The sequence below is a fragment of the Actinocatenispora sera genome (assembly GCF_018324685.1).
Lineage (GTDB): Bacteria > Actinomycetota > Actinomycetes > Mycobacteriales > Micromonosporaceae > Actinocatenispora > Actinocatenispora sera.
The window spans coordinates 169542-194488 of sequence record NZ_AP023354.1; the positions used below are offsets into that span (position 1 = coordinate 169542).

The 24947-nt window shown below is 73.0% G+C and carries 28 protein-coding genes; 15 read left to right on the top strand and 13 right to left on the bottom strand.

Annotation, left to right across the window (positions count from 1 at the left end; all coding sequences use genetic code 11):
• The first annotated feature begins 143 nt into the window (after nt 1-143).
• Nucleotides 144-344 carry a PspC domain-containing protein gene (locus tag Asera_RS00710; RefSeq protein ID WP_030444906.1) on the top strand — a complete coding sequence of 67 codons (201 nt, stop codon included), beginning with the start codon at nt 144-146 and terminating at the stop codon, nt 342-344.
• Between the two features lie 38 nt (nt 345-382).
• On the opposite strand, the gene Asera_RS00715 is transcribed toward Asera_RS00710, so the two are convergent.
• A complete protein-coding gene (locus tag Asera_RS00715) occupies nt 383-1447 on the bottom strand; it encodes a DUF2332 domain-containing protein (RefSeq protein ID WP_051801866.1) in 1065 nt (354 codons plus the stop codon).
• A 65-nt stretch (nt 1448-1512) separates the two neighbouring features.
• On the opposite strand from Asera_RS00715, the gene Asera_RS00720 reads away from it, so the two are divergent.
• The 3 genes from Asera_RS00720 (at nt 1513) to Asera_RS00730 (ending at nt 4294) form a co-directional block, all read left to right on the top strand.
• Nucleotides 1513-2853 carry a citrate synthase gene (locus tag Asera_RS00720; protein WP_030444904.1) on the top strand — a complete coding sequence of 447 codons (1341 nt, stop codon included), beginning with the start codon at nt 1513-1515 and terminating at the stop codon, nt 2851-2853.
• Nucleotides 2854-3161: 308 nt separating this feature from the next.
• Entirely contained in the window at nt 3162-3638 is a 477-nt protein-coding gene (locus Asera_RS00725) for an NUDIX hydrolase (protein ID WP_030444903.1), read from the top strand.
• Nucleotides 3639-3850: 212 nt separating this feature from the next.
• A complete protein-coding gene (locus Asera_RS00730) occupies nt 3851-4294 on the top strand; it encodes a DUF2269 family protein (RefSeq protein ID WP_030444902.1) in 444 nt (147 codons plus the stop codon).
• Nucleotides 4295-4425: 131 nt separating this feature from the next.
• On the opposite strand, the gene Asera_RS00735 is transcribed toward Asera_RS00730, so the two are convergent.
• The 3 genes from Asera_RS00735 to Asera_RS00745 form a co-directional block, all read right to left on the bottom strand.
• Entirely contained in the window at nt 4426-5796 is a 1371-nt protein-coding gene (locus Asera_RS00735; protein ID WP_030444901.1) for an amidase, read from the bottom strand.
• Between the two features lie 120 nt (nt 5797-5916).
• Nucleotides 5917-6273, bottom strand: a complete 357-nt coding sequence (locus tag Asera_RS00740) for a nuclear transport factor 2 family protein (protein ID WP_030444900.1) — start codon at nt 6271-6273, stop codon at nt 5917-5919.
• 152 nt (nt 6274-6425) lie between these two features.
• Nucleotides 6426-7565: a cystathionine gamma-synthase gene (locus Asera_RS00745; RefSeq protein ID WP_030444899.1), complete on the bottom strand. Its 1140-nt coding sequence runs from the start codon at nt 7563-7565 to the stop codon at nt 6426-6428.
• Between the two features lie 65 nt (nt 7566-7630).
• On the opposite strand from Asera_RS00745, the gene Asera_RS00750 reads away from it, so the two are divergent.
• The 4 genes from Asera_RS00750 to Asera_RS00765 all read left to right on the top strand — a co-directional run bounded on the left by Asera_RS00750 (nt 7631) and on the right by Asera_RS00765 (nt 10023).
• Nucleotides 7631-8041, top strand: coding sequence for an HIT family protein (locus tag Asera_RS00750; protein ID WP_030444898.1), 411 nt, complete (start codon nt 7631-7633; stop codon nt 8039-8041).
• 122 nt (nt 8042-8163) lie between these two features.
• Nucleotides 8164-8799 carry a peptide-methionine (S)-S-oxide reductase MsrA gene (gene msrA, locus Asera_RS00755; protein ID WP_030444897.1) on the top strand — a complete coding sequence of 212 codons (636 nt, stop codon included), beginning with the start codon at nt 8164-8166 and terminating at the stop codon, nt 8797-8799.
• Nucleotides 8800-9013: 214 nt separating this feature from the next.
• Entirely contained in the window at nt 9014-9370 is a 357-nt protein-coding gene (locus Asera_RS00760; protein ID WP_051801863.1) for a hypothetical protein, read from the top strand.
• A gap of 107 nt (nt 9371-9477) precedes the next feature.
• The gene (locus tag Asera_RS00765; RefSeq protein ID WP_051801860.1) at nt 9478-10023 is read left to right on the top strand and encodes a GNAT family N-acetyltransferase; all 546 of its coding nucleotides are present in this window, start codon (nt 9478-9480) and stop codon (nt 10021-10023) included.
• On the opposite strand, the gene Asera_RS00770 is transcribed toward Asera_RS00765, so the two are convergent.
• Together Asera_RS00770 and Asera_RS00775 are read right to left on the bottom strand one after the other, a co-directional pair.
• Nucleotides 9959-10909, bottom strand: a complete 951-nt coding sequence (locus Asera_RS00770) for a phosphotransferase family protein (protein WP_030444894.1) — start codon at nt 10907-10909, stop codon at nt 9959-9961. The two genes, Asera_RS00765 and Asera_RS00770, sit on opposite strands and share 65 nt — an antisense overlap.
• The gene (locus Asera_RS00775) at nt 10909-12282 is read right to left on the bottom strand and encodes a cystathionine beta-synthase (RefSeq protein WP_030444893.1); all 1374 of its coding nucleotides are present in this window, start codon (nt 12280-12282) and stop codon (nt 10909-10911) included. Before Asera_RS00775 ends, Asera_RS00770 begins: the two co-directional genes overlap by 1 nt.
• A gap of 134 nt (nt 12283-12416) precedes the next feature.
• Between Asera_RS00775 and qcrB the strand changes: the two genes are divergently transcribed.
• Nucleotides 12417-13985, top strand: coding sequence for a cytochrome bc1 complex cytochrome b subunit (gene qcrB / locus Asera_RS00780; RefSeq protein ID WP_212804473.1), 1569 nt, complete (start codon nt 12417-12419; stop codon nt 13983-13985).
• Nucleotides 13986-14020: 35 nt separating this feature from the next.
• Here the strand turns inward: qcrB and Asera_RS33835 are convergent, their stop codons facing one another.
• Nucleotides 14021-14584 carry a YkvA family protein gene (locus tag Asera_RS33835; protein ID WP_157034655.1) on the bottom strand — a complete coding sequence of 188 codons (564 nt, stop codon included), beginning with the start codon at nt 14582-14584 and terminating at the stop codon, nt 14021-14023.
• A 97-nt stretch (nt 14585-14681) separates the two neighbouring features.
• Between Asera_RS33835 and Asera_RS00790 the strand changes: the two genes are divergently transcribed.
• From Asera_RS00790 to Asera_RS00805, 4 genes are all read left to right on the top strand, one after another.
• Nucleotides 14682-15092 carry a PPOX class F420-dependent oxidoreductase gene (locus tag Asera_RS00790; RefSeq protein ID WP_030444891.1) on the top strand — a complete coding sequence of 137 codons (411 nt, stop codon included), beginning with the start codon at nt 14682-14684 and terminating at the stop codon, nt 15090-15092.
• Between the two features lie 121 nt (nt 15093-15213).
• Complete coding sequence (locus Asera_RS00795) at nt 15214-16236, top strand: SGNH/GDSL hydrolase family protein (protein WP_051801858.1); 1023 nt, start codon at nt 15214-15216, stop codon at nt 16234-16236.
• Nucleotides 16237-16271: 35 nt separating this feature from the next.
• Nucleotides 16272-17051, top strand: a complete 780-nt coding sequence (locus tag Asera_RS00800; RefSeq protein WP_030444889.1) for an SGNH/GDSL hydrolase family protein — start codon at nt 16272-16274, stop codon at nt 17049-17051.
• A gap of 54 nt (nt 17052-17105) precedes the next feature.
• Nucleotides 17106-18353, top strand: coding sequence for an acetyl-CoA C-acetyltransferase (locus tag Asera_RS00805; RefSeq protein WP_030444888.1), 1248 nt, complete (start codon nt 17106-17108; stop codon nt 18351-18353).
• A 117-nt stretch (nt 18354-18470) separates the two neighbouring features.
• On the opposite strand, the gene Asera_RS00810 is transcribed toward Asera_RS00805, so the two are convergent.
• Nucleotides 18471-18644: a hypothetical protein gene (locus Asera_RS00810; RefSeq protein WP_211255490.1), complete on the bottom strand. Its 174-nt coding sequence runs from the start codon at nt 18642-18644 to the stop codon at nt 18471-18473.
• On the opposite strand from Asera_RS00810, the gene Asera_RS00815 reads away from it, so the two are divergent.
• Nucleotides 18604-18936 (top strand): SbtR family transcriptional regulator, encoded by a 333-nt coding sequence (locus Asera_RS00815; RefSeq protein WP_342344436.1) that lies wholly within the window; start codon nt 18604-18606, stop codon nt 18934-18936. The two genes, Asera_RS00810 and Asera_RS00815, sit on opposite strands and share 41 nt — an antisense overlap.
• Before the next feature lie 94 nt (nt 18937-19030).
• Here the strand turns inward: Asera_RS00815 and Asera_RS00820 are convergent, their stop codons facing one another.
• The 4 genes from Asera_RS00820 to gad all read right to left on the bottom strand — a co-directional run bounded on the left by Asera_RS00820 (nt 19031) and on the right by gad (nt 22988).
• The gene (locus Asera_RS00820) at nt 19031-19384 is read right to left on the bottom strand and encodes a hypothetical protein (protein ID WP_051801856.1); all 354 of its coding nucleotides are present in this window, start codon (nt 19382-19384) and stop codon (nt 19031-19033) included.
• Nucleotides 19381-20304 (bottom strand): Bax inhibitor-1/YccA family protein, encoded by a 924-nt coding sequence (locus Asera_RS00825; protein WP_030444885.1) that lies wholly within the window; start codon nt 20302-20304, stop codon nt 19381-19383. Before Asera_RS00825 ends, Asera_RS00820 begins: the two co-directional genes overlap by 4 nt.
• Before the next feature lie 220 nt (nt 20305-20524).
• Nucleotides 20525-21436 carry a glycoside hydrolase family 16 protein gene (locus Asera_RS00830; RefSeq protein WP_084130985.1) on the bottom strand — a complete coding sequence of 304 codons (912 nt, stop codon included), beginning with the start codon at nt 21434-21436 and terminating at the stop codon, nt 20525-20527.
• 124 nt (nt 21437-21560) lie between these two features.
• Complete coding sequence (gene gad / locus Asera_RS00835; protein WP_051801852.1) at nt 21561-22988, bottom strand: glutamate decarboxylase; 1428 nt, start codon at nt 22986-22988, stop codon at nt 21561-21563.
• Nucleotides 22989-23222: 234 nt separating this feature from the next.
• Here gad and Asera_RS00840 point away from each other — a divergent pair, with 234 nt between their 5' ends.
• Nucleotides 23223-24152, top strand: a complete 930-nt coding sequence (locus Asera_RS00840; protein WP_030444882.1) for an SGNH/GDSL hydrolase family protein — start codon at nt 23223-23225, stop codon at nt 24150-24152.
• 148 nt (nt 24153-24300) lie between these two features.
• Here the strand turns inward: Asera_RS00840 and Asera_RS00845 are convergent, their stop codons facing one another.
• Nucleotides 24301-24930: a TetR/AcrR family transcriptional regulator gene (locus Asera_RS00845; RefSeq protein WP_169745804.1), complete on the bottom strand. Its 630-nt coding sequence runs from the start codon at nt 24928-24930 to the stop codon at nt 24301-24303.
• Nucleotides 24931-24947: the final 17 nt, after the last annotated feature.

Consider the following 24947-nt stretch of genomic DNA (forward strand, 5'->3'; position numbering starts at 1 on the left):
TGTGCCCCGGCCGGCCGCCCGGTACCGCCCGTAGGGGCCGGGGCCGGACAGATCCGCCCCGGAGCCGATGCCCCGGGCCGGTACCGCACCTACCGTTGATCTTGTCCGGACGAGGTCCGGTCAGACGAAGGGGTGAGGGAGCCATGGCGTTGTATCGTCCGCGCGAGGGCCGCATGGTCGCCGGGGTGTGCGCCGGGCTGGCGCACCGGTTCGGGCTGTCGGTGGGCCTGGTCCGGCTGCTGTTCGTGCTGTCCGTGATCCTGCCCGGCAGCCAGGTGTTGGTGTACGTGATCCTCTGGCTGCTGATGCCCAACGAGGACCGGGCCAGCTACCACGTCGCCTGAGCGTTCAGCGGCCGTCGAACGGGCGCTGCGGCCGCTCATCAGGCCGACAGCGGCTCGATCCAGGTGAGGTGGCCGTCGGCGGCGGCGATCCGGCGCGCCGGCCGCGCGCCGGCGCGCACCTGAAGCGCGTAGCTGATCCCGTACCGGCGGTACCACTCCGCGGCGTCGTCCGGCGTCTCCAACGACACCGTGTACAGCCGGCGGCGCCGACCGAGCGCGCCGATCGCGGCGTCGAACGCGGGCCGGCGCTCCTCCGGTACGTGCACCCGGGTGGCGGCGTGCCAGACCACGAGCGGGCGGTCGGCCGGCAGCTCCGCATCCAGCCGCGGCAGCGCGGTGATCGCATCGCCGGTGAGGATCCGCGGCCGGCGGGCGGCGACCAGTTCGGCCGCGGCCCGCAGCAGCTCGTACTGGGCGAGGTTCTCCGGCCAGACCAGGGCGCGCAGCCAGCGGCGCTCGGCCGGATCGGCCAGGTCGACCGGGTGCAGGTCGAGGCCGAGTCGCGCGCCGATCGCGGGGATGCGGGTGGACACCGGCCGTGGCGAGCGCCACGTGGTCTCGATGCGTACGGGGGAACCGGCCGGGCCGACCTCGGTGTCGCCGATGCGGCAGCGGTACGCGTCGAAGGCGAGGTGGATGCCGCCGCTGGCACCGACCTCCAGCAGGGTGACCGGGCCCGGCTCGTCGATCGCGGCCAGCCCGAGCCGCAGCGCGGCGGAGCGTTTGACCACGTTCGTCTGCACCAGGCGGCGGCTGACGAGGGCGGTCAGGTCGGCCTCGTTGGCCCGGCAGAAGTCGGTGAACGCCGTGGTCAGCGCCGGATCGCCGGGGTCGCGGGTGCCGCCGAGCGACCGGTACCAACCGGCGAGCGGCACCGGGGTGCCCGGTTCGGACAGCAGCAGGTAGTGCACCGCGGCGAACAGCAGGTTGGTGGGTTGCTGGCCGGCGCGGCAGTGCTCGGCGATGGCGAGCAGCCCGTCGTCGGCCGCGACGATGCCGGCCAGCCGCTGGTAGAGCGGCGAGGTGGGGAACTCCCGCTCGCCGTGCGAGAAGCGCTGGGCGAGGTCGTGGCGGGTGGGGCGGCGCACGTCGTCGACGGTCATGGCTGCCAGGCTCTGCCTCGGGCCATATATTGTCAATATTGATCGCATCAACATATCGTGGTCGGATGTCCGACCCCCGATGGCTGACGACCGAGCAGGCAGCGCAGCTCCTCGGCGTCAAGGCCGCCACCGTGTACGCGTACGTCAGCCGCGGCCAGCTCACCCGGCACCGCGGGCCCGACCGGCGCAGCTCCCGGTTCGACCGGGCCGAGGTGGAACGGGTCGCCGCCCGGGCGCGCCGGGGCGGTCGCGCCGGCGCGCTCGACGTGGTGCTGGACACCGAGCTGACGCTGCTCGACCCGGCCGGCCGGCTCTACTTCCGCGGCCGCGACGCCACCACGCTGGCCACCCGGCCGTTCGAGCAGGTCGCCGAGCTGCTCTGGGCCGACCCGACCGCCAATGCGATCGCCGACTCGACCGCCAATACGGCCGCCGATGCAACCAGCGATCCGACCGCCGATGCGATCGCCGATCCGATCGGCCGACCCGCGCCCGGGGGTGCGACGGGGCAGGCCGGACCGGCCGCGCAGGGGCAGCCGGAGGCCGCCGGTTGGGCCGCGGACGAGCGGATGCTCGCCGTGGTGCGCGCGGTGCAGGCGGCGCTGCCGGCGGGCACCCCGCCGGCCGACCGGTTCCGGGTCACCGTGGCCGCGCTGCCGGCGACCGACCCCTTCCGGTACGACCAAAGGCCGGCGGCGGTGGCCGCGACCGGCCGGGGGCTGATCGCCGCCGCGATCGACGCCCTGCCGCGCCGCAGCACACCGGTCGACGACGGCATCGCCGCCCGGCTGTGGGCCGGCTGCGCCGACCGGCCGCCGAGTCCGCCCGAGCTGCGCGCGTTCGACGCCGCGCTGGTGCTCAGCGCCGACCACGAACTCGCGGTCAGCGCGCTCGCCGCGCGGGTGGCCGCGTCGGCCCGGGCCGACCCGTACCTGGCGGTGCTGGCCGGGTTGGCGGCGCTCGGTGGCGGGTTGCACGGCGGTTCGGTCGGCGCCGCCGAGGCGATGCTCGCCGAGCTGGCGGCGGGCCGTACCGTCGCCGACCTGGTGGCGGACCGGTTCGGGGCGGGCGACCCGGTGCCGGGCTTCGGCCACGCCGTCTACACCGGTACCGATCCGCGCGCCGAGGCGGTGCTGCGGATGCTCGACCCGGACGGCCCGCTGGCCGGAAGGCTCGGCGAGTTGGTCGCGGCGGTGGGCCGGCACGGTGGCCCGCGGCCCAACTTCGACCTGGCGCTCGGCGCGCTCGCCGTGACGTTCGGTCTCGCACCGGGCAGCGCCGAGGCCGTGTTCGTGCTCGGCCGGTGCGCGGGGCTGCTCGGCCACACGATCGAGGAGTACCGGCACCGCTTCCGGTTCCGCCCGCGCGCCGTCTACGTCGGCACCGCACCGTCCACACCGGACTGACGCGGTACCGGCGGCGAGCGTCCCGGCCCCTCGTCGGTTGCCGCGGAGCGGATCAGGCGGCCGGGCGGAACGCGGCGACGGTGGCGCCCTCCGGGTCGGTGACGATCGCGTACGACGGTGTCGCCGGCGCGGATCACCCGGCCTGGCGGGTTCTCTTCTCGGTGGTCCGGTCGAGGAGCTGTCGGTGGAAGCCGGTGGCGGTGGTGCGCTTCGCCCGGGCCGGCGATGCGTACCGCCGGGCTGCGCGACGCCGGTACGGCCGAGCAGTCCACTGTGGATAGTCGGCCGCGGCGTGGCAGAATCGGCGCGTGTTGACCCCGATCCTCGCCACCCTCGGCTACGTCACCGACGGCCGCAACGTGCTGCTGATGCACCGCGACAAGCGGCCCGACGACCTGCACTACGGGCACTACAACGGGCTGGGCGGCAAGCTCGAGCCGGACGAGGACGTCGCCGCCGGCATGCGCCGCGAGATCGCCGAGGAGTCCGGCCTCACGGTCGAACGGATGACCCTGCGCGGCACCATCTCCTGGCCCGGCTTCGGCCACCACGGTGCCGACTGGTTCGGCTTCCTGTTCCGGATCACCGAATGGCGGGGTACCGCGCACGCCGGCAACCACGAGGGCACCCTGGAGTGGGTGCCGCTGGAACGGCTGTTCGAGCTGCCGATGTGGCCGAGCGACCGGCTGTTCCTGCCGATGGTGTTCGACGACGACCCGACGCCGTTCCACGGCTGCATGCCCTTCGAGCACGGCGAGATGACCTCCTGGTCGTACTCCCGCTGACGCCGCCGTCCCCGGCAGACCGTCTACTGTGGATGTGGCGGCGCCCAGGCGCGGGCCGACCGTCCGCCGGCGCGGGCTGCTCACCGCGGCCGGGTTGCGCGCCGCGGGCCGGCGGCCCGGCGGGGGGTCGGGTGGCCGGGCGGTGATGCGGCGGCGAGCATGTCGGCGGCCACCGGACACCGGGCCGGAACGCGGCGTCGTAGGCTCACGTCATGTTCACGGTGTTGTTGACGATTCACGTGGTACTGGCGGTCTTCCTGGTCGGCCCGGTGGCGGTGCTCCCGATGACCGCGCTGCGCGCGATCCGGCAGCGTGACGCCGCCGGAGTACGCAGCGGTGCGCGGCAGACCGCGGTGTTCGGGTTCGGCTCGATCCTGGTGTTCCTGTTCGGCTTCGGCGTGATGGGCAGCAAGCCGGACTGGTTCAGCTTCTCCGACCTGTGGCTGCTGCTCTCGGTCATCGCGTACGTCGTGGCGATCGTGCTGACGCTCGCCCTGGTGGTGCCCGACCTGCGGCGGGCGTCCCGCGCGCTGGAGGCCGACCCGGTCGACGACGCCAAGCTGGCTGCGCTGCGCGGCCGGATCAGCGCGATCGCCGGGCTGGCCAGCCTGCTGTTCCTGTTCATCGTCGTGCTGATGGTCGCCCGGCCGTTCTGATCCGGCCGCGCCGGGCGGTGGCCGCGTCGGTCGGTGGCCGCGCCGGGCTGCCCCCGCGAGGTCGTGCCGACCGGAGGGTTCGGTCGGCACGGCTGACCCGGCCGACGCCGAGAGGACGAGCGCGGCGGCGCTCAGGACTCGGGCTGCGGGTAACCCGGAGCGTGCCGCGGCCAGGGGGCGGCCGCCTCCAACTGGGCAGCGACGCCGAGCAGCAGCCACTCGCTGCCGGGCGGGCCGACCAGTTGCACGCCGACGGGCAGGCCGTCCGGCCGGGTCCCCGCCGGTACGGTCAGCGCCGGCAGCGCCGCCACGTTCCAGGGCGCCGCGTACGGAGCGTAGCGCACCGCGGTCAGCACGTTGGGCAGCCAGCCGCGGGACGACCAGCGGCGGGCGGCCGGCGGCGGCCCCGCCAGTACCGGTGTGAGCAGCAGGTCGTGCCGTTCGAAGAAGGCCAGGCTGTCGTCGCGCCACCGCTCCGCGTCCGCCTGGCGGACCAGCCCGTGGCCGAAGGCGAACGCGCCGATCCGGGCGTGCCGGCGGGTACGCGGCTGCAGCGTCTCCGGGCCGAACCGCTCGGCGTCGGCGTACGCGGCGGCGAACCAGCGGGCCATGGTGGCCTTGACCAGCCGGGGCGGGTAGTGCGGGTCGGCCCGCCGGGCGCTGTGCCCGAGCCCGACCAGGACCCGGGCGATCCGGCCGACGGCGTCGCGTACCGGGGTGTCGGGCAGCACGCCGACCACGGGGCTGCGCAGCGAGACGGCGACGTTCAGCCGGGGCGGTTCGGCGGGCCGGCGGCCGACCAGCCGGCCACCGCTGTCGGCCAGTACGGCGTGGCCGAGCGCGGCGTCCGCGACCGTCCCGGCGAGGATGCCGTTCTCCGCCATGCCGAACCAGTCGGTCTCGCCGATGTCCGCCGGCACCACGCCGCGGCCGGGCTTGAGCGCCACCAGGCCGCAGCAGGCGGCCGGGATGCGCAGCGAACCGAGACCGTCGTTGCCGTGCGCGATCGGCACCATGCCGGCGGCCACCGCCGCGGCCGACCCGCCGGACGAGCCGCCCGGCGTGTGGTCGAGCTGCCACGGGTTGCGGGTGATCGCGGTCTCGTCGTCGGTGACCGGGAACAGCGCCAGCTCCGGCATCCGGGTGGTACCGACGACGACGGCGCCGGCGCCGCGCAGCCGGTGGACCACCTCGTGGTCGGCCTCGGCGGGCGGCAGGCTCGCGGCGGCCGACCCGTACCAGAGGGTCTCGCCGGCGATCGGCACGTTCTCCTTGACGGCGACCGGGACCCCGGCGAGGGCGAGCCCGCCGAGGTCGGGCAGGTCGTCGATGACGTTCGCCTCGCCGAGCGCGGGCACCGTGCGGACCTCGCGGAAGGCGTGCAGTTGCGCGTCGGCAGCGGGCAGCGCGCGCAGGTGCTCGTCGACCACCTCACCGGCGGTGGCGTCGCCGCGCCGTACCGCCCGCGCGATCTCGCCCGCCGTGGCACCGACCCAAGCCATGACCCCGCCCCCTTTTCGGCAGCAGCGCGTCCATGGTGCCAGTCCCGGCCCCGATGCAGACATCCAGGTACAGCATGTGACACGAGATCACGTACGGTCACCCGGCGCGGGTTCGGGCCACTACTGCGGGATGGGGCCGTAGGCGCCGAGGCCCTCGACGACGAGGCCGTCGCGCAGGCGGAGCACCTCGCTGACCGAGCGGCCCGCCTCGTTGCGGTAGTTGATCACCACGGTGTCCAGGCAGACCTGTACGCCGGTGACGGTGAAGTGCAGGTTGGGCAGCCGCGCCAGCCCGGCGGTCCAGTACTCCCGGAGGGCCGGCTTGCCGACGATCGTGTCGGTGCCGACGACGGTCGCCGCGAACGGGGACCGGAACACCACGTCCTCGGCGTAGCCGGCGAGGACCCGGTCGAGGTCGTGCGAGTTCCAGTTGGCTGCCCAGCTCACGGCGAACCGCAGCGCGTCGTCGATGTCCACACCGGCACCCTACCGGCGCCGGTGACGCGGCCCGGGCACCATTTCCAGATGCTGGGCGAGCCGCGGGTTCGCTTGGCGCACAAGCGAACCCGCACGCGGGTGACGGCGCGACCCGGCCGCCGTGGCGGACCGGCCGCGCCGCGACGGGACCGTCAGGCGAGCGCCTGGTCGAGATCGGCGAGCAGGTCGTCGACGTTCTCGATCCCGACCGACAGCCGGACGAGGTCGTTCGGCACCTCCAGCGGCGAGCCGGCAGCGCTGGCGTGGGTCATCCGGCCGGGGTGCTCGATCAGCGACTCGACCCCGCCGAGCGACTCGGCCAGGGTGAACAGCTTCGCCCGGTCGCAGACCCGGACCGCGGCGTCGGTGCCGGCGGCGAGCCGGAAGCTGACCATCCCGCCGTACCGGCGCATCTGCTTCGCCGCGGTCTCGTGCCCGGGGTGGGTCTCCAGGCCCGGGTACAGCACCGAGGCGACGGCGTCGTGGTTGGCCAGGAACGCGGCGACGCGTTCGGCGTTGTCGCAGTGCCGGTCCATCCGTACCGCGAGGGTCTTGGCGCCGCGCAGGGTCAGCCAGGCGTCGAACGGGCCGGCCACCGCGCCCATCGAGTTGGAGTGGAACGCGATCGCCTCGGCGGTCTCGTCGTCGTCGACCACCAGCGCACCGCCGACCACGTCGGAGTGCCCGCCCAGGTACTTGGTGGTGGAGTGCACCACGACGTCGGCACCGAGCTGCAGCGGCCGCTGCAGGTACGGCGAGGCGAACGTGTTGTCCACCACCAGCTTGGCGCCGTGCTCGTGGGTCAGGCCGGCGAGCGCGGTGATGTCGGCGATCGACAGCAGCGGGTTGGTCGGCGTCTCGCACCAGACGAGCTTGGTGGAATCGGTCAGCGCCGCCCGCACGCTGTCCACATCGGACAGCTTGGCCGCGGTCCAGGACAGCCCCCACCGCGCGGCGACCTTGCTGAACAGCCGGAACGTCCCGCCGTAGGCGTCGTCCGGGATCACCACGTGATCACCGGGCTGGCACAGGGTGCGCAGCAGGGTGTCCTCGGCGGCCATCCCGGATGCGAACGCGAAGCCACGCCGGCCGCCTTCCAGCGCGGCGAGGCAGTCCTCCAGGGCGGCCCGGGTCGGGTTCTTCGTCCGGGAGTACTCGTAGCCTTCCCGGGTGCCGCCGACCCCGTCCTGCGCGTAGGTGGACGTGGCGTAGATGGGTGGGATCACCGCGCCGGTGCGGGGATCCGGCTCCTGCCCGGCATGGATGGCAAGAGTCTCGAAACTCTGGTTCATTGGGCGAGCCTAACGGGTCGGTCGGCCCTCGGGCGCCGACCCGGGCCGGCCCGTAGGGTGTTGCCGTGGCGGACTGTCTGTTCTGTGCGATCGTGGCCGGCGCGGTGCCGGCGCAGGTGGTACTCGACGAGCCGGTCGCGGTGGCGTTCCTGGACGCGCGGCCGGTCTTCAAGGGCCACACCCTGGTGGTACCGCGGGTGCACCGGACGACGTTGACCGATATGCCGGCAGACGACCTCGGTGCCTTCTTCGGCGTGGTGCAGCGGATCACCGGTGCCGTGCAGACCGGACTGGGCGCGGCGGGCAGCTTCGTGGCGCTCAACAACACGGTCAGCCAGAGCGTGCCGCACCTGCACGTGCACGTGGTCCCGCGCAACCGCAAGGACGGGCTGCGCGGCTTCTTCTGGCCCCGGACGAAGTACGCGGACGAGGCCGAAGCGGCCGACTTCGCCGCCCGGATCCGCGCGGCGCTGTAGCCGCTGCCGCCGGGAACAGCGGGCGGGCCGATGCCGTTGCTACTGGTGAGTCACCAGCGAGTTTCGCCGGTGAATCACCAGCGAGGAGGGACGACGTGAACCTGTTCGGCCACTCGACCAGGATGCCCACCGCCGACCAGCTGCTGCCGGGCCGACCGGAGGCGATGCCGGTCGCCGACCGGCACACCGTGCTGGACGCGCCGCTGCGCGGCCCCTGGCCCGAGGGCTACCGGGTCGCCGTGTTCGGGATGGGCTGTTTCTGGGGCGCCGAGCGGATCTTCTGGCAGCTGCCAGGGGTCTACTCGACCGCGGCCGGCTACGCCGGCGGCAGCACTCCGAACCCGACGTACGAGGAGGTCTGCTCGGGTGGCACCGGGCACGCCGAGGTAGTGCAGGTGGTGTACGACCCGGCGAAGGTCTCGTACGAGCAGCTGCTGAAGACGTTCTGGGAGAACCACGACCCGACGCAGGGCATGCGGCAGGGCAACGACCGCGGCACCCAGTACCGGTCGATCGTGTTGACCACCGACGCCGAGCAGGCGGCCGCCGCGGAGCGCACCAAGCAGGCGTTCCAGCCGGAGGTGACCGCGGCCGGGCTCGGCGCGATCACCACCGAGATCGCGCCGCTGGCCGAGTTCTACTACGCCGAGGACTACCACCAGCAGTACCTGTCCGACGCGAAGAACCCGTACGGCTACTGCAATCACGGCCCGAACGGGCTGAGCTGCCCGATCGGCGTGGCCCGCACCGGTTCCTGACCGACGATCGCCACCAGACGGTACGACGGGAGTCGCTCGACGCGGCTCCCGTCGGTGTCTGCCAAGGCAACCCTTCGTGACCAGTCGCGGACGTTGCCGGCGTGGCACGAAGACGGGATGAGCCGATTCGCGAGCCACCTGTACCTTCGTGTTCGACGCACCGGAAAGCGGGAAGCGCGCCGGACACGCTGGTAGAACACGAGGGAGCAGCTCGATGAGCGACGAGACCTACGAGGCCGACGTCAACGGCGACGGTGTCGACGACACCATCGACGTGCAGCACGACGGCAACGACACCGAGTACCTGATCGACACCAACGGTGACGGCACCGCCGACTACCAGGGCGTCGACGAGGGCAGCGACGGCACCCTCGACGCCGTCGAGGCGGACACCAACGGCGACGGCACCGCCGACGTGACCGGCACCTACGACAGCAACGGCAACCTGACCTACGCCGCCGCGGACACCGATGGCGACGGCAGCTACGACCAGGCGGTCGCGCTGGGTTCCGACGGGCAGTACCACGAGGCCGACTACTCGGACCCGAACAACCCGTACATGAACACCTGAGCACCGCTCGACCACGGCGGGCCGCCCCGGTTTCGGGGTCGGCCCGCCGTCGTTTTTGCCGCGGTCCACCCGGCGGTCGGGCCGGGTCCGGGCAGTACCCTCGCGGCATGTGGTTGCGCGCGGGGGTACCGGAGGACACTCGGCGGCTGCTGGCGATCCAGCGGGCGGCGTCGCTCGCCGCCTACGGCCACATCTTCCCGGCCGAGCAGTACCCGTTCCCCGACCAGCAGGTGCTGGCCGAGTCCTGGGCGATGCTGACCGACCCGACCTGCCAGGTGCTGGTCGGCGTCGGTGACGACTCGACCGCGGTCGGGTTTGTCACCCGGCAGGCCGACCTGATCTCCCGGCTGTACGTCGATCCCGCGTACTGGCGTCGCGGGTACGGTGCGCGCCTGCTCGCCGCCGCCGTGGACGGCGCCCGGGCGGACGGGCACCGCAGCGCCCGGCTGTGGGTGCTGGCGGACAACCGCAACGCGCGCTCGCTGTACGAGCGGCACGGGTGGCGGGTCGACGGCCGCACCGGCACCGCCGGCTTCCCGCCGTACCCGACCGAGATCGGTTACCGGTTGGAGCTGGCCGAGGACGCGGTCACAACCGCCGACGCAGCAGCGCCACCGCCTTCGCGAAGTACCGGTGATCGGTCGGCCGGCTGAGGAACTGCACCAGCGCGAACACGTCGATCGCCTCGGACACCGCGCGCCAGTCGGCCGGCAGCGGCCCGCCGGCGGCCCGGAACGCCGCGACGAACCGCTCGGCGTACCCGGCGGGTCGGTCGGCGGCGAACCGCAGCGCGTTGCCGAGGTCGAACATCGGCGATCCGGCCAGCGCGAACTCCCAGTCCAGTACCGCGCTGATCCGCCAGCCGCCGGGGTCGCGCACGGCGAGGACGTTCTTCGGGTTGTAGTCGCAGTGCACCAGCCGCGCCTCGTCGCGGACGGTCTCGACCAGCGGCGCGGACCTCTCGGCCAGCGCCTGCAGCGCGTCGAGTTCGGCCGGGCTGAACGCGGCCGCGGCGTTGCTTCCCGGCAGCTGACCGGCGACGAACTCGGCCAGCCCGGTCGCCACCGGCCCGCCGCTGACGGTCAGGTCGGGGCCGAAGAAGCCGGGCCCGGCGAAGCGGACCGATCCGATCGCGGCGAGCGTCTCGCCCATCGCCGCGCCGATGCCGGCCGCATCCCGCGCCGTGCCGTACCCGATGACGCGGTCGCCGGGGGTGCCCGCGGAGAACGCGGAGACCAGCAGCGGGTCGCCGAGCAGCGCGCCGGCCGGGTCGGCGAGCAGCGGCTCGGGCACCGGTACCGCGGTGTCGGCGAGCCGCGCGGCGAGCGCGGACTCCACCGCGCAGGCGGCCGGATCGAGGTACCGGCGCAGCACGTACCGGTGGCCGGATGCGGTGCGCGCCAGCACGTTGCGGTTGCGGTACCCGCCGGTCAGCGGGCGCACCGCGACGATCGGCGCGCCGAGCCGGTCGCCCACGGCGGCCAGCTCGGCGGCGGTGAACCCGAACCGGTCGAGGACCGTGCCGGCGCCGGCAGGCATCAGGCGGTGGACAGGTAGGCGAGCAGGTCCTGCCGGGTCAGTACGCCCTTGGGCTTGCCGTCGACCAGCACCAGGGCGGCGTCCTCGTGCTCCAGCAGCGCGATCGCCTCGCCGACCGGCTGGCCGGCGCCGATCATCGGCAGCGCCGCGGACATGTGGCCCTCGATCGGGTCGTGCAGGTGCGCCTTGCCGGTGAACACCGCGTCGAGCAGGTCGCGCTCCTTCACCGAACCGACGACCTCGGCGGTGACGACGGGCGGTTCCGCCTTGACCACCGGCATCTGGCTCACGCCGTACTCGCGGAGGATGTCGATGGCGTCGCGCAGCGTCTCGGTGGGGTGCACGTGGACCAGTTCGGGCAGGGTGCCGCGCTTGCCGGCGAGCGCGTCGCCGACGGTGGCGGTCTCGCCGCCGGTGGCGAGGAAGCCGTAGCGGGCCATCCAGCCGTCGTTGAAGATCTTCGACAGGTAGCCGCGGCCGCCGTCCGGCAGCAGCACCACGACGATGTCGTCCGGCCCGGCGGTCTCGGCCACCCGTACCGCCGCGGCGGCGGCCATGCCGCAGGAGCCGCCGACGAGCAGCCCCTCCTCGCGCGCCAGCCGGCGGGTCATCTCGAACGAGTCGGAGTCGGAGACCGGGACGATCTCGTCGCACACGCTCCGGTCGTACGCATCCGGCCAGAAGTCCTCGCCGACCCCCTCGACCAGGTACGGCCGTCCGGTGCCGCCGGAGTAGACCGAGCCCTCCGGGTCGGCGCCGACGATGCGCACCGCACCGTTCGAGATCTCCTTGAGGTACCGGCCGGTGCCGGAGATGGTGCCGCCGGTGCCGATGCCCGCGACGAAGTGGGTGATCCGGCCCTCGGTCTGGTCCCACAGCTCCGGCCCGGTGGTCTCGTAGTGCGACCGCGGGTTGTTCGGGTTGGAGTACTGGTCGGGCTTCCAGGCGTTGGGGATCTCGCGCACCAGCCGGTCGGAGACGTTGTAGTAGGACCGCGGGTCCTCGGGCGCCACCGCGGTCGGGCAGACCTCCACCCGCGCCCCGTACGCCCGGAGCACGTTGATCTTGTCCTCGCCGACCTTGTCGGGGCAGACGAACACGCAGTCGTACCCCCGCTGCTGCGCCACGATGGCCAGCCCGACACCGGTGTTTCCGCTGGTCGGCTCGACGATGGTGCCGCCGGGCTTGAGCTCGCCGGACGCCTCGGCGGCGTCGATCATGCGGACCGCGATGCGGTCCTTGACGCTGCCGCCGGGGTTGAAGTACTCGACCTTGGCGAGCACGGTGGCCCGGGTGCGCTCGCCGATCACGTTGCGCAGCCGGACCAGCGGAGTGTCGCCGATCAGGTCGACGACAGAGTCGTGGTAACGCACGCCGTTGTGCTCCTTCGTTCGCGCCGGGAGGCCCGGCCACCGCCGGTGATGTGCTGTCGAGCTTAACGATGACTCGATTCCCACGGATGGCGGCGGGTGTTCTCATCTTCTACATTTCGTAGTAGCTTCTACTTATGGTAGAAGTTCGGCATCGTGCGGCGATCCCCGTGGCCGCCGACTGGGCAGACCGGCGGCTGGCCGGCGCCCGCCCGCTACGCACGCTGTTCAACAAGGTCTTCCCGGACCACTGGTCGTTCATGCTCGGCGAGATCGCGCTCTACTCGTTCGTCGTCCTGCTGCTCACCGGCACCTTCCTCGCGCTCTTCTTCACCCCGTCGTCCGCGGAGGTCGTCTACCACGGCTCGTACCTGCCGTTGCGCGGCGTGCGGATGTCCGCCGCGTACGCGTCGTCGCTCGACCTGTCGTTCGACGTGCGTGGCGGGCTGATCCTGCGGCAGATCCACCACTGGTCCGCGCTGCTGTTCATGGCCGCGATCGTGGTGCACATGCTGCGCACGTTCTTCACCGGCGCGTTCCGCCGGCCGCGCGAGCTGAACTGGATGGTCGGGTTCCTGCTGTTCTGGCTCGGATTCACCGAAGGGCTGCTCGGCTACTCGCTGCCCGACGACGCGCTGTCCGGCACCGGGCTGCGCATCGTCGACGCGATCATCATGTCGATCCCGGTCGTCGGCAGCTGGATCTCGTTCTCCCTGTTCGGCGGCGAGTTCCCCGGCACGGTGATCCTGGAACGGTTCTACATCCTGCACGTCTTCGTGGTCCCCGGCATCATTCTCGGGCTGATCGCGCTGCACCTGGCGCTGCTGGTCAAGCAGAAGCACACCCAGTGGCCCGGCCCGGGCCGCACCGAGCACAACGTGGTCGGGCACCGCATGTTCCCGGGCTTCGCGGCCAAGGGCGGCGGCTTCTTCATGATCGTGTTCGGCGTGCTGGCATTGCTGGGCGGCCTGATCCAGATCAACCCGGTGTGGCTGTTCGGGCCGTACCAGGCGGCCGTCGTGTCGTCCGCCTCGCAGCCCGACTGGTACGTGATGTTCCTGGACGGGTCGGTGCGCCTGTTCCCGGCCTGGGAGCTGCGGTTCTCGCTGCTCGGCCACCGGTACACCGTGCCCGCGGTGTTCTTCGCCGGGGTGCCGCCGCTGGTCGGAATGCTGCTCGGCGGGCTGCTGTACCCGTTCACCGACCGGCGGCTCACCCGCGACCGGGCCCACCACAACCTGCTGCAACGACCCCGCGACGTACCGGCGCGTACCGGGCTGGGCGCGATGGCGGTGACGTTCTGGCTGGTCCTGACGCTGTCCGCGGGCAACGACGTGATCGCCGACAAGTTCCACGTCAGCCTCAACGCGATGACCTGGGCCGGCCGGATCGCGCTGCTCGTCGCACCACCGCTGGCCTACTGGCTGGCGTACCGGATCTGTCTCGGGCTGCAGCAGCACGACCGGGAGGTTCTTGCCCACGGCGTCGAGACCGGCATCATCACCCGGCTGCCCAACGGCGCGTTCGTCGAGGTGCACCAGCCGCTGGCGGACGGCGACGAACCCGTGCCGTACCGGGGATGGGCGGTGCCGAAGAAGCCGAACCGGATCGGCGTGCTCGACCCCCCGGTGAAGGGGTTCTTCGTCCCCGTGCAGCCGGCGCCGGACGAGCCGGCACCCGCCGAACTCACCGGATCCCGGCGTTGACGCCGGCGGGTCGATTCTGGCGAGGCGTGTCGCTTCTAGCGGGAGGCGTCGCCCACCGGGCCGAACCGGGCTTCCGCGGGGCGCCGGCCACCGGCCGGGGCGTCGTCCGGCTCGGGCCGGTCGCCCGCCGGGGGCTGCTGCGCCCCGGCGCCGGCCGCGCCGGCCGGAGCACCGGGGTACCGAGCCGCACCCGGATGCTGGCCGCCGGGGTGGCCGGCGCCGTACTGCGGTCCGGGCGCGCCGGGGGGCGGCCCGGCGGGGGCGCCGGCACGGGAGCGCTCCCAGGACAGGAACCGCTCGCCCTCGTCGAGCAGCGCACCGGCCAGCCACAGCACCGCGACGCCGTCGTCGGCCAACCCGAACATCAGCAGGAACGCCTCCGGTACCAGGTCGATCGGCGAGACGACGTAGACCAGGGCGACGAGCATCGCGGCCAGCCGGCCCCAGGTGAGGCCGTCGTACTCGCCGTGCATCCGGGCCCGGAACAGCCGCGGCAGCGCGCCGATCCGCCGCGGCAGGCTGGCCCCGCCGCGGGCCAGCAGGGCCCGGCCCAACGCCCGGAACCCGTTGTACCTGCGCTGTGCACCACTACCGGCCATCGACGCCTCCCGGGGTCATGTTGTCCCCATGGTGCCTGTACGTCGCCATCAGTGGAAGGCTCGCGGTCCCGGCGGGTCTCGGGGCAGGCTGGGCGGTATGGATCTCGACGAGGCACGCGCCGTGGTGCGCGACCAGCACCACGCGGTACTGGCAACCATGAAGAAGGACGGCACCCCGCAGCTGAGCCCGGTGACCGTCGGTGTCGACGGCGACGGGCTGATCGTCGTCAGCACCCGGCAGACCGCGTACAAGACGCGGAACCTGCGGCGCGATCCGCGCACGTACCTGTGCGTGCTGCCGGACGGGTTCTTCGGCCGGTGGATCCAGATCACCGGTACCGCCCAGATCGTGGAGCTGCCGGACGCGATGGAGCCGCTGGTCGACTACTACCGCCGCACCGCGGGCGAGCATCCCGACTGGGACGAGTACCGGGCGGCGATGGTGCAGCAGCGCCGCGTCCTGGTCCGGATCACGCCGCTGTCCGCCGGCCCCGACCGGCAGGGCTGACCGATACGGACCGGTCCGGGCCGCCATCCGCCCGGCCGGGCGGATGAGAGGCAACAGACAGGTCGAACTAGCGCGGTCCGGCTAGCTTGAAGGGAGAGATCAACAACGAGGGAGAGATGACATGAGCCGTGCGTCTCGGGCCCATCGCATTGCCCTCGCCGCCGCGTACGGGGGCGGCGGCCTCGGGCTGCTCGGGGCGGCGGCCACCGGGCTGCTGTTCGGCGAGGCGCAGCTGGCGAAGTGGACGATCAAGGTGCCGGACGGGCCGGTGCCGAACTGCGACGGCGACTACGGCACCCAGTTCGCCGCTGACGGGGTCGAACCACTGACCGTCGCCGTGCTCGGCGACTCCACCGCCGCCGGGATGGGCGCCGAGCTGCCCCGCCAGACGCCCGGCGCGCTGCTCGCCAACGGCCTCGCCGACATCCTCCGCCGACCGGTCCGGCTGCACTGCTTCGCGGTGGTCGGCGCCCTCACCGCCGACCTGTACCCGCAGCTCAACCAGGCGCTGGAGCTGCAGCCCGACGTCGCGGTGGTGCTCGTCGGCGCGAACGACGTGACGCACGTGGTGCGGCCGCCGGTGTCGGTGCGGCACCTGTCCCGGGTGGTCGGCCAGCTCGCCGCGGCCGGCAGCCGGGTCGTCGTCGGTACCTGCCCGGATCTGGGTACGATCCGGCCGATCCGGCAGCCGCTGCGGTGGGTGTGCCGCCGGTGGAGCCGCGAGCTCGCCGCGGCGCAGACGATCGCCACGGTCGAGGCCGGCGGGCGCACCGTGTCGCTCGGCGACCTGCTCGGGCCGGAGTTCCTGGCCGCCCCGGAGGAGCTGTTCAGCGCCGACCACTTCCACCCCTCCCCCGCCGGGTACGCGAAGGCGACCGCCGCGCTGCTGCCGACGGTGGCGTCGGTGCTCGGCGGGCTGGGCGAGCCGGCGGAGGAGAAGCTGACCGCCGCCATGCTGCGGTCGCTGCCGCACGCCGCCGCGGCCGCGGCCGACCGGGCCGGTACCGAGGTCAGCGCGGCCGGGCCGACGCCGGCCGGTGGCCGGTGGGCGCAGCTACGCCGTCGGGTGCGTTTGCTCGCCGCCCGCCCCACCGACCCGCATCCACCCGGGACAATGGTGACGGAGCCAGCGACGGAAGGCTGAGCCGTCGCCGGACCGGCGAGAGACGGGAGCGCGCGATGAGGGCTGGCCAGATCGTCCGTTTCGCCGGTCGCGGCGTGCTCGTGTCCACCGCGGGGTTCGTGCTGATGTCGGTCGGGCTGCTCGCCGTCGAGGCCGGACTCGCGCTCGGCCGGCGGTACGGGCAGCCGGCGATCGGCCCGGGCATGCGCGCCACGTTCGGGCCGGCGCACGCACCCGTGCTGAAACTGGCCATGCTGGGCGATTCCACCGCCGCCGGCGTCGGCGTGCACCGGGTGGACGAGACGGTCGGCGGTCAGCTCGCGACCCGGCTCGCCGAGACCGGCGTACGGGTCGCGCTGACCAGCGCCGCGGTCTCCGGTTCGCGCACCGCCGACCTCGATCCGCAGGTGTCGCGCACCCTGCTGGTCGACCCGCCGGACCTCGCGGTGATCCTGGTCGGCGGCGCGGACGTGGTGCACCTGACCGCGCCGAGCCGGGCTGCCGCCGAGCTCGCCGCCGCGGTCACCCGGCTGCGGGCGGCGGGCATCGCCGTCGTCGTCGGTACCTGCCCGGATCTGGGCGCCTGCCGGGGCATCGGGCAGCCGCTGCGGGAGCTGGTCGGGCTGGTCGCGCAGCGGCTGGCCCGGGCCCAGGTGTCCGCGACCCGCGCCGCCGACGGCGTACCGGTCGATCTGGCGGCCGCGGTGGGCCCGCTGTTTCGCGCCGATCGGGGCATGGTGAGCTCCGACGGGTTCCACCCGTCCGCGGACGGCTACCGGATCTGGGCGCACGCGCTGTACCCGGCGGTCGCCGCCCTGCACGGGTCGACGTACTAGCCGGCGGGTCGTCCGGCGCTGGCCGCGGGTACTACCCAGCGGTAACATTCGGCCATGGCTGAAGCAGTGATTGTGGCGACGGCGCGGTCGCCGATCGGTCGGGCGGTCAAGGGCTCGCTGCGCGAGATGCGGCCCGACGACCTGGCGGCGTCCATCATCCGCGCCGCGCTCGACAAGGTGCCCGAGCTCGACCCGACCACCATCGACGACCTCTACCTCGGCTGCGGCCTGCCGGGCGGGGAGCAGGGCTTCAACATGGCCCGGGTGGTTGCCACGCTGCTCGGGTACGACACGCTGCCCGGCGCGACGATCACCCGGTACTGCGCATCCTCGCTGCAGACCACCCGGATGGCGTTCCACGCGATCAAGGCCGGCGAGGGCGACGTGTTCCTGTCCGCGGGCGTCGAGTGCGTCTCCCGGTACGCCCGGGGCAACTCCGACGCGCTGCCCGAGGAGGCGCAGGCGCTCGTGGGCGGCGGCTGGCAGAACCCGACGTTCGCCGCCGCCCGGGAACGCTCGGTGACGCGCGCCGGCGGCGGCCAGCCGGACTGGACCGATCCGCGCGACGACGGCGAGCTCCCCGACATCTACCTGGCGATGGGCCAGACCGCGGAGAACCTCGCCCAGGTGTACGACGTGAGCCGCGCCGCGATGGACGAGTTCGGCGTGCGCAGCCAGAACCTCGCCGAGAAGGCGATCGCGAGCGGCTTCTGGGCCCGCGAGATCACCCCGGTGACGCTGCCCGACGGTACGGTCGTGTCCACCGACGACGGCCCGCGCGCCGGGACGACGCTGGAGGGCGTCGCCGGGCTCAAGCCGGTGTTCCGGCCGGACGGCCGGGTCACCGCCGGCAACTGCTGCCCGCTCAACGACGGCGCCGCCGCGGTCGTGGTCATGAGCGACACGAAGGCCGCCGAGCTGGGGCTGCGGCCGCTGGCCCGGATCGTGTCCACCGGGGTGTCCGCGCTGTCGCCGGAGATCATGGGGCTGGGCCCGGTCGAGGCGTCCCGGCAGGCGCTCGCCCGCGCCGGCATGACCATCGACGACATCGACCTGGTCGAGATCAACGAGGCGTTCGCCGCCCAGGTCATCCCGTCGTACCAGCAGCTCGGCATCCCGCTGGAGAAGCTGAACGTGTCCGGCGGCGCGATCGCCGTGGGGCATCCGTTCGGGATGACCGGGGCGCGCATCACCGGGACGCTGCTGAACAACCTGGACTGGCACGACAAGCGGTTCGGGCTGGAGACCATGTGCGTCGGCGGCGGGCAGGGCATGGCCATGATCATCGAGCGGCTCGTCTGATCGGAGCAACGACCACGGCGCCGGCCGGGCCCGGGCGCATCGCCGCGCGTTCGGCCGGCGCTCCCGGGGCCGGTTTCGGAGTCCCGCGTACGGGCTGCGGCGGCCCCGAAGCAGACCCTAGAGGTCGATGACGACCTTGCCGGGGACGTGCCGACCGGCCTGGAGTTCGGCCGCACGCCGGACACGGCTGACGACCGGCGCCCGGGACCTGCTCGACGAGCTGCCCCCGGCGGCGGCGCTGCGGCGCTGGATGGACCAGTTCGGAGACTGGATCGCCACCAAGAACGGCATGCTGGACACGCTGCTCGCGATGATCGACGCGGGCGAGGTCGCCCATGCGCAGACGCGCGCCGAGCTGCTGACGGCCATCACCACGATCTGCGACGCGGGCCGCGTGGCCGGCGATCTCCGCTCCGACGTCACCGCCGAAGACCTCGCCGCCGCGCTCATCGGCATCTTCACCGTGTACCCGCGGCCCGGGCACGACGCCGGAGCGAGCCGCCTGCTGGACCTCCTGATGGACGGCCTCCGGCCCGCCTCGCGCCCGAGTCGCCCCGAACCGGCCGGGCGCGGCGCCGCATAGCCACCTCGTGCGGGGCAGGCCCACGGGACGGCATCGTCGGCTCGCGGTCAGCCCGGCGAGCGCGGCGGGCCGACGCCTCGGCCGCCTCGTGCCGTCAGTGATGCGGCTCGGGAAAGAGGGTGCGGTGCGTGGCGCGCAGGGCCGCCTCGGCCCGGGTCAGGACCGGCCTGGGGGCGTCGGCCAGGTCGGTGGCCACCACCCACAACTGGTCAGGCAGGGCCAGATCGTTGTCCAGCCGGGGCACCGGCCGGGCCGGGCGCGACTCCGCCTCGGCGCCGAGATCGGCGAGCTGCTGCACCAGGTCGTACAGCACGTCCGCGCGATGACGCGTGGCGCCCGGCTCGCCGGCGGAGTCGGGCGTCGGCGTGATGCGGGCGGCCCAGGCCCCCGGCGACCAGTGTGCGGTGCCACCGACCAGCCGGCGGGCCAGCTGCGCGAGCTCGGTCACCGGCGCAGGTAGCCGAGCATCCGCAGGATCTGCCAGTACAGGAAGATGAGGCCGACGAGCAGGGCGAACGCGCAGTACCACGCGTACTTCTGCGGTGCGCCGGCCCGGATGCCCTCCTCGACCGCGGCGAAGTCGAGCACGAACGTCAGCGCGCCCACCACGATGCAGACCAGGCTGAACACGATCGGCAGCCAGCTGACCCGGCCGGTCACGCTGTACTGGATCAGGCCGGGGTTGTGCCCGAAGGCGCTCAGCACCAGGTTGAACACGCTGAGCACCACGACGCCGATCAACGCGCCGATGACGAACTTGGTGAACTTCGGCGTCGCCCGCAGCACCCGGAACTTGTACAGCACGGTCATGCCGGCGAAGATCGCGAACGTGCCGACCACGGCCTGCAGCACGATGCCCGGGTAGAAGCTCTCGAACACCCGGCTGACCGTGCCCAGCAGCAACCCCTGGGCCACCGCGTACACCGAGATGACGGCCGGGTTGGTGATCGGCCGGAACCAGGAGAACAGCGCGATGCCGACGGTCGCGATCGCGGCGACCGCGAGCAGCACCCCGGCGAGTGGGCCGGCGGAGGGCAGCAGCACCCAGCTGAGCGCGCCGACCACACCGGTCAGCCCGATCAGGCCGAGGGTGCGGATCACGACGTCGTCGATGGTCATCGGGCGCACCTGCGGCGCCACCATGCCGGGCGTCGTCGGGTACGGCGTCTGGGTGCCGTACTGCCCGTAGCCGGGCTGGCCGTAACCCGGCTGGCCGTAGCCGGGCTGGCCGTACTGGGGGCCGTAGCCCGGCTGGCCGTAACCGGTCTGGCCGTACTGCTGGCCGTACTGCGGGGCGCCGCCGGCCGGCACCCTGTCCCGCACCGCGTTGCGCAGCATGCGGTTGAGCATCGGGTTGGAACTCCTCAACGCCGCCTCCTCGTCGCGTCCACCCAGGTCGGCGGCTGTGCGTGCCGACCGGCACCGATCCAGCGTACCGGCCGGCAGCGCGCGATTGCCCACCCGCGACGACGAACGGCACGTACCGGAGTGTTTCGACTCCGATCAGTGCCCAACGCCCGCAGCGCCGAGTTGGCCCGCGGCCTTGGCGGAGCGGAGGACGTCGGCGGTCTTGACCGAGCCGAGTGCGTCAGCGGCCCTGTGCGGAGCCGAGGACGTCGGCACCGTCGGCGGAGCCGAGGACGTCAACACCGTCGGCGGAGCTGACGTGCACGTAGTCGACGACCATCCGGGCCGGGAACGGGGTGGTGCCGTCCGGGCTACCCGGCCAGTCGCCGCCGACCGCGAGGTTGAGGATCGGGAAGAACGGGTGGTCGAACACCCACGGGTTGCCGTTGGTGTCGGCCGGCGTTCGGGTCTCGTAGGCATGGCCGTCGACCGACCAGACGACCCGGTTCGGCGACCAGTCGAGGGCGAAGGTGTGGAAGTCGTCGGCGAACGCCTGCCCGGCGGGCAGCGAGTAGGTGGCGCCGGGGCCGGCGGCACCGGAGTACCCGGGGCCGTGCATGGTGCCGTGCACGGTGCCGGGTTCGAACCCGACGTTCTCCATGATGTCCAGCTCGCCGCAGCCGGGCCAGCCGGTGCTGCCGATGTCGTCGCCGAGCGCCCAGAACGCCGGCCAGATGCCCTGCCCGGCGGGGATCTTGATCCGGGCCTCGAAGTGGCCGTACGCCTGGCTGAACGACCGCGCCGTGTTGAGCCGGGCGGAGGTGTACTGGCAGGTGCCGTACCAGCAGCGGTAGTTGGCCGGGTTCTCCTTGCGCGCCGTGATGACGAGGTGCCCGTTGCCGTCGAGGGCGGCGTTGGACGTCGAGTCGGTGTAGTACTCCAGCTCGTGGTTGTTGCCGCTGTTGTCGCCGATCTCGTGGATCCACCTGCCGCCGTCCGGCGCACTGCCGGCGGCACCGTCGAAGTCGTCGGTGAACGTGGTGGTGGCGTGCGGCCGTACGGGTGCCGCGCCGGCGGTGGGGGCGCTCGCGGTGGCGAGCACGGTACCCAGCAGGGCGGCGGCGAGGGCCACCGGGCGTCGGGGGATGCGCATCGGATACTCCTTCCGGCGGCGTAGGGAGCCGCTAATCGGAAATAAGGTGAAGTATTCGATTGTCGAGCTTCGAACCTTGAGTCCGGCTTGTCAATATTTCAAGCCTTGTACGCAGCGGGCGCGGTCAGCGGTCCAGCTCCGCGGTCGGTACCGCCGGGGTCGCGTCGTGGTTGAAGCCGCTCGCGGCGGCCGGCTCGCGCGGCACCCGCCGCTCCGGGTGGTCCAGCTTCGCCACCGCCCGGCGCAGGTCGGCGAGCAGCAGGTCGGCCATGTCGACGGACAGCCCGTGCCGGACCACGATCCGCTGCACCGCCGTCTCCTGCTGGTCCGGCGGCAGCGTGTAGGCGGGCACCAGCCAGCCCCGGGTACGCAGCTCCTCGGCCAGCTCGAACAGGTCGTACCGGTGCTCACCGGCGGCCAGCTGCCAGGTCACCGCCGGGATGCCCCGGCGCGGGTCCGCGTCGTACACCAGGTCGAAGTGACCGAGTTCGGCGACGCCGGCGGCGATGTGCTGGGCCACCTCGTACGCGGCCGCCTGCACCTTGGTGTAGCCGGTCCGGCCCAACCGGACGAAGTTGTAGTACGAGGTGATCACCTGGCCGCCGGGGCGGGAGAAGTTGAGACCGACGGTCGGCATCTCGCCGCCCAGGTAGTTCACGTTGAACACCAGCTCCTTCGGCAGGTCGTCGGTCTCGCGCCAGAGGGCCCAGCCGCTGCCCACCGGCGCCAGCCCGGTCTTGTGCCCGGATGCGTTGATCGACTTCACCCGTGGCAACCGGAAGTCCCAGCGCAGGTCCGGCGCGCAGAACGCGGCGACGAACGCGCCGCTCGCCGCGTCGACGTGGATCGGGACGTCCAGCCCGGTACGTTCCTGCAGTTCGTCCAGCGCCGCCGAGATGCCGGCGACATCCTCGAACAGGCCGGTGAACGTCTGCCCGAACGTCGGTACCACCGCGATCGTGTTCTCGTCGCAGCGCGCCACCGCCGCCTCCGGGGTGAGCAGGTGCCCGGCCGGCATCGGTACCTGGCGGATCTCGATGTCGAAGTAGCGGGCGAACTTCTCCCAGCACACCTGCACCGGGCCGCAGACGAAGTTCGGCCGGGAGTGGTCCTTGCCGGCCGCCTGCCGACGGCTACGCCAGCGCCACTTCGCCGCGAGGCCGCACAGCATCGCGGCCTCCGACGACCCGACCGTGGAGGTGCCGACGGTGTGCGCCGGATCCGGCGCGTTGAACAGGTCGGCCAGCATGTGTACGCAGCGGCGCTCCAGCTCCGCGGTCTGCGGGTACTCGTCCTTGTCGACGATGTTCTTGTCCATCGACTCGGTCATCAGCCGGCGGGCCTCGTCCTCCAGCCAGGTGGTGCAGAACGTCGCCAGGTTCATCCGGGACGCGCCGTCGAGCAGCAACTCGTCCCGGATCAGCTGGTACACCTGGCGGGCGCCGCGTTCGGCCGACGGGAACCTCTCCTTCGGCGCCGGCCGGACCATCACCGAGCTGGCGAACAGGTCCTCACCCACGGCCCCGTCACCGGTCTCCTGCGCTGCGCACATCACTGCCTCCCCCACGGCGATCCGGCGGCCACGCCGGTGCCCCGCAGCCTAACGACGCGACGGGTACGACATGCGCCGCTCGCCGCGATCCCGGCCGGCGCCGCGGGCCGTACCGATGGGTAACAGGTTCGCCGGGCGGCCTTGCCCGGCCGTTGGCGGCGGTTCTATGTTCATGAGGAAATTTCGCGATGTACCTCGTGAATACCCCCACACCGGACCCCCAAGGAGCCCCCCATGCCCCTCCCCCGCCTTCGGGGCCGGCGCGCGCTCGCCGCGCTCGCCAGCCTCGGCGCCGCCGCGGCCACCGTGTTGGCCGGCCCGGCCATCGCGCACGCGGACGGCAACGACGCCCCGGCGTACCACGAGTACGTGGCGCTCGGCGACTCGTACACCTCCTCGTCGGGCTTCGCCAACCTGCCCGACACCAGCTACGTTCCGCTCGGCTGCGCCCAGTCGGTGAACGACTACCCGCACCAGGTGGCGGCGCTGCTCGACGTCGACAAGTTCACCGACGCGTCCTGCGGCGGCGCCACCACCGACGACTTCACCGGCACGCAGAGCGTGCTCGGCGGCAGCAACGCACCCCAGTTCGACCGGCTGACCGCGACGACCGATCTGGTCACGATCGGCATCGGCGGCAACGACATCGGGCTGGTCGGCCTCGCCACCACCTGTATCGAGGACAGCCTCACCGGCAAGTCCTGCAAGAAGCACTACACCTCCGGCGGCACCGACCAGATCTCCGCGAAGATCGCCGCCGCCGAACCGAAGCTGGAAGCCGCGATCGACGGGGTACGCGCGCGCTCCCCGCAGGCCCGCATCGTGCTGGTCAACTACCTGGACGCGGTGCCGGACAACGGCAAGGCCTGCTTCCCCCGGGTACCGATCCTCAGCAACACCGACATGGCGTGGTTCACCGCCAAGTTCAAGGAGATGAACGCGATGCTGGCGACCTCGGCGGCGGGCGCCGGCGCCGACCTCGCCGACACGTACACCCCGACGATCGGCCACGACGCCTGCAAGGCGCCGACCACCCGGTACGTCGAGCCGCTGACCATCCTGTCCCTCAACCCGGTCGGCAGCCTGTCGGTTCCGTTGCACCCCAACGTATCCGGCGCCAACGCCCAGTCCCAGATCGTCTTCGACCGGATCCGCCAGGGCTGACGGGTCGACCGCCGCCGCTCCACTGCGGCGGCGGTCGCCCCGCACTCCCGTCCCGGCGCCGGGCGCCCCGATGCTGGGAGCTACTTCCCGTGCGGTGCGGTCGTTCCGGCCAGGCGCCGCGTCGTGGCGGTGCGGCCGCCCGCTGCCGTCACGGCAGCGCGTGCGCGAGCCGGTGCGCGGCGAGCAGGGCGGTCGCCCGTTCGTCCGGTGCCGCCGCCGCGGCCACCACCAGGCCGCGCAGCGCGACGTCGAGCACCGCCTCGAACGTGCCGGCCGGATCCTTCCCCCGCCGACGCTCCTGCTGCACCGTGCCGACCACGGTGGTCAGCATCAGGTGCCAGCCGAGATGCGCGATCGCCCGGTCGACGCCGGCGGCCACGAGCCGGTCGACGAACCGGCGCAGCACGACCGGGCCGAGGGCGGTACCGCCGGCGCGGGACAGCAGCAACGCGGCGCGTTCCGGATGGTCGAGCAACTGCGCGCGCAGCCCGCCGGCGACCGTACGAACCCACTCCGGCCACGGCTCGTCGGTGTCCGGCAGCACGAGCTCGGCCAGGAACCGTTCGGCCACCGCATCGAGCAGCTCCTCCCGCCCGCCGACGTGGTTGTACAGCGCGTTGGGGCGCACGCCGAGCGCCGATGCGAGCGCGCGGAGGCTGAACCGGTCGTACCCGTCGGCGTCGATCAGCTGCTCGGCGCGGGCCAGCACGGCGTCCCGGCTCAGCCGCTGCCCGGCCGGCGGCGCACCGCGCCGCCTTGCTATATGACTGCCGTCCATATAGCCTCCCTCCCGAG

Bases quoted from the DNA above. Each gene is read 5' to 3' on its own strand.
- Asera_RS00710 (WP_030444906.1), top strand. From the start codon at position 144: ATGGCGTTGTATCGTCCGCGCGAGGGCCGCATGGTCGCCGGGGTGTGC.
- Asera_RS00715 (WP_051801866.1), bottom strand. From the start codon at position 1,447: ATGACCGTCGACGACGTGCGCCGCCCCACCCGCCACGACCTCGCCCAG.
- Asera_RS00720 (WP_030444904.1), top strand. From the start codon at position 1,513: ATGTCCGACCCCCGATGGCTGACGACCGAGCAGGCAGCGCAGCTCCTC.
- Asera_RS00730 (WP_030444902.1), top strand. From the start codon at position 3,851: ATGTTCACGGTGTTGTTGACGATTCACGTGGTACTGGCGGTCTTCCTG.
- Asera_RS00735 (WP_030444901.1), bottom strand. From the start codon at position 5,796: ATGGCTTGGGTCGGTGCCACGGCGGGCGAGATCGCGCGGGCGGTACGG.
- Asera_RS00745 (WP_030444899.1), bottom strand. From the start codon at position 7,565: ATGAACCAGAGTTTCGAGACTCTTGCCATCCATGCCGGGCAGGAGCCG.
- msrA (WP_030444897.1), top strand. From the start codon at position 8,164: ATGCCCACCGCCGACCAGCTGCTGCCGGGCCGACCGGAGGCGATGCCG.
- Asera_RS00760 (WP_051801863.1), top strand. From the start codon at position 9,014: ATGAGCGACGAGACCTACGAGGCCGACGTCAACGGCGACGGTGTCGAC.
- Asera_RS00765 (WP_051801860.1), top strand. From the start codon at position 9,478: ATGTGGTTGCGCGCGGGGGTACCGGAGGACACTCGGCGGCTGCTGGCG.
- Asera_RS00770 (WP_030444894.1), bottom strand. From the start codon at position 10,909: ATGCCTGCCGGCGCCGGCACGGTCCTCGACCGGTTCGGGTTCACCGCC.
- qcrB (WP_212804473.1), top strand. From the start codon at position 12,417: ATGGTAGAAGTTCGGCATCGTGCGGCGATCCCCGTGGCCGCCGACTGG.
- Asera_RS33835 (WP_157034655.1), bottom strand. From the start codon at position 14,584: ATGGCCGGTAGTGGTGCACAGCGCAGGTACAACGGGTTCCGGGCGTTG.
- Asera_RS00790 (WP_030444891.1), top strand. From the start codon at position 14,682: ATGGATCTCGACGAGGCACGCGCCGTGGTGCGCGACCAGCACCACGCG.
- Asera_RS00795 (WP_051801858.1), top strand. From the start codon at position 15,214: ATGAGCCGTGCGTCTCGGGCCCATCGCATTGCCCTCGCCGCCGCGTAC.
- Asera_RS00800 (WP_030444889.1), top strand. From the start codon at position 16,272: ATGAGGGCTGGCCAGATCGTCCGTTTCGCCGGTCGCGGCGTGCTCGTG.
- Asera_RS00805 (WP_030444888.1), top strand. From the start codon at position 17,106: ATGGCTGAAGCAGTGATTGTGGCGACGGCGCGGTCGCCGATCGGTCGG.
- Asera_RS00815 (WP_342344436.1), top strand. From the start codon at position 18,604: ATGGACCAGTTCGGAGACTGGATCGCCACCAAGAACGGCATGCTGGAC.
- Asera_RS00810 (WP_211255490.1), bottom strand. From the start codon at position 18,644: ATGCCGTTCTTGGTGGCGATCCAGTCTCCGAACTGGTCCATCCAGCGC.
- Asera_RS00830 (WP_084130985.1), bottom strand. From the start codon at position 21,436: ATGCGCATCCCCCGACGCCCGGTGGCCCTCGCCGCCGCCCTGCTGGGT.
- gad (WP_051801852.1), bottom strand. From the start codon at position 22,988: ATGTGCGCAGCGCAGGAGACCGGTGACGGGGCCGTGGGTGAGGACCTG.
- Asera_RS00840 (WP_030444882.1), top strand. From the start codon at position 23,223: ATGCCCCTCCCCCGCCTTCGGGGCCGGCGCGCGCTCGCCGCGCTCGCC.
- Asera_RS00845 (WP_169745804.1), bottom strand. From the start codon at position 24,930: ATGGACGGCAGTCATATAGCAAGGCGGCGCGGTGCGCCGCCGGCCGGG.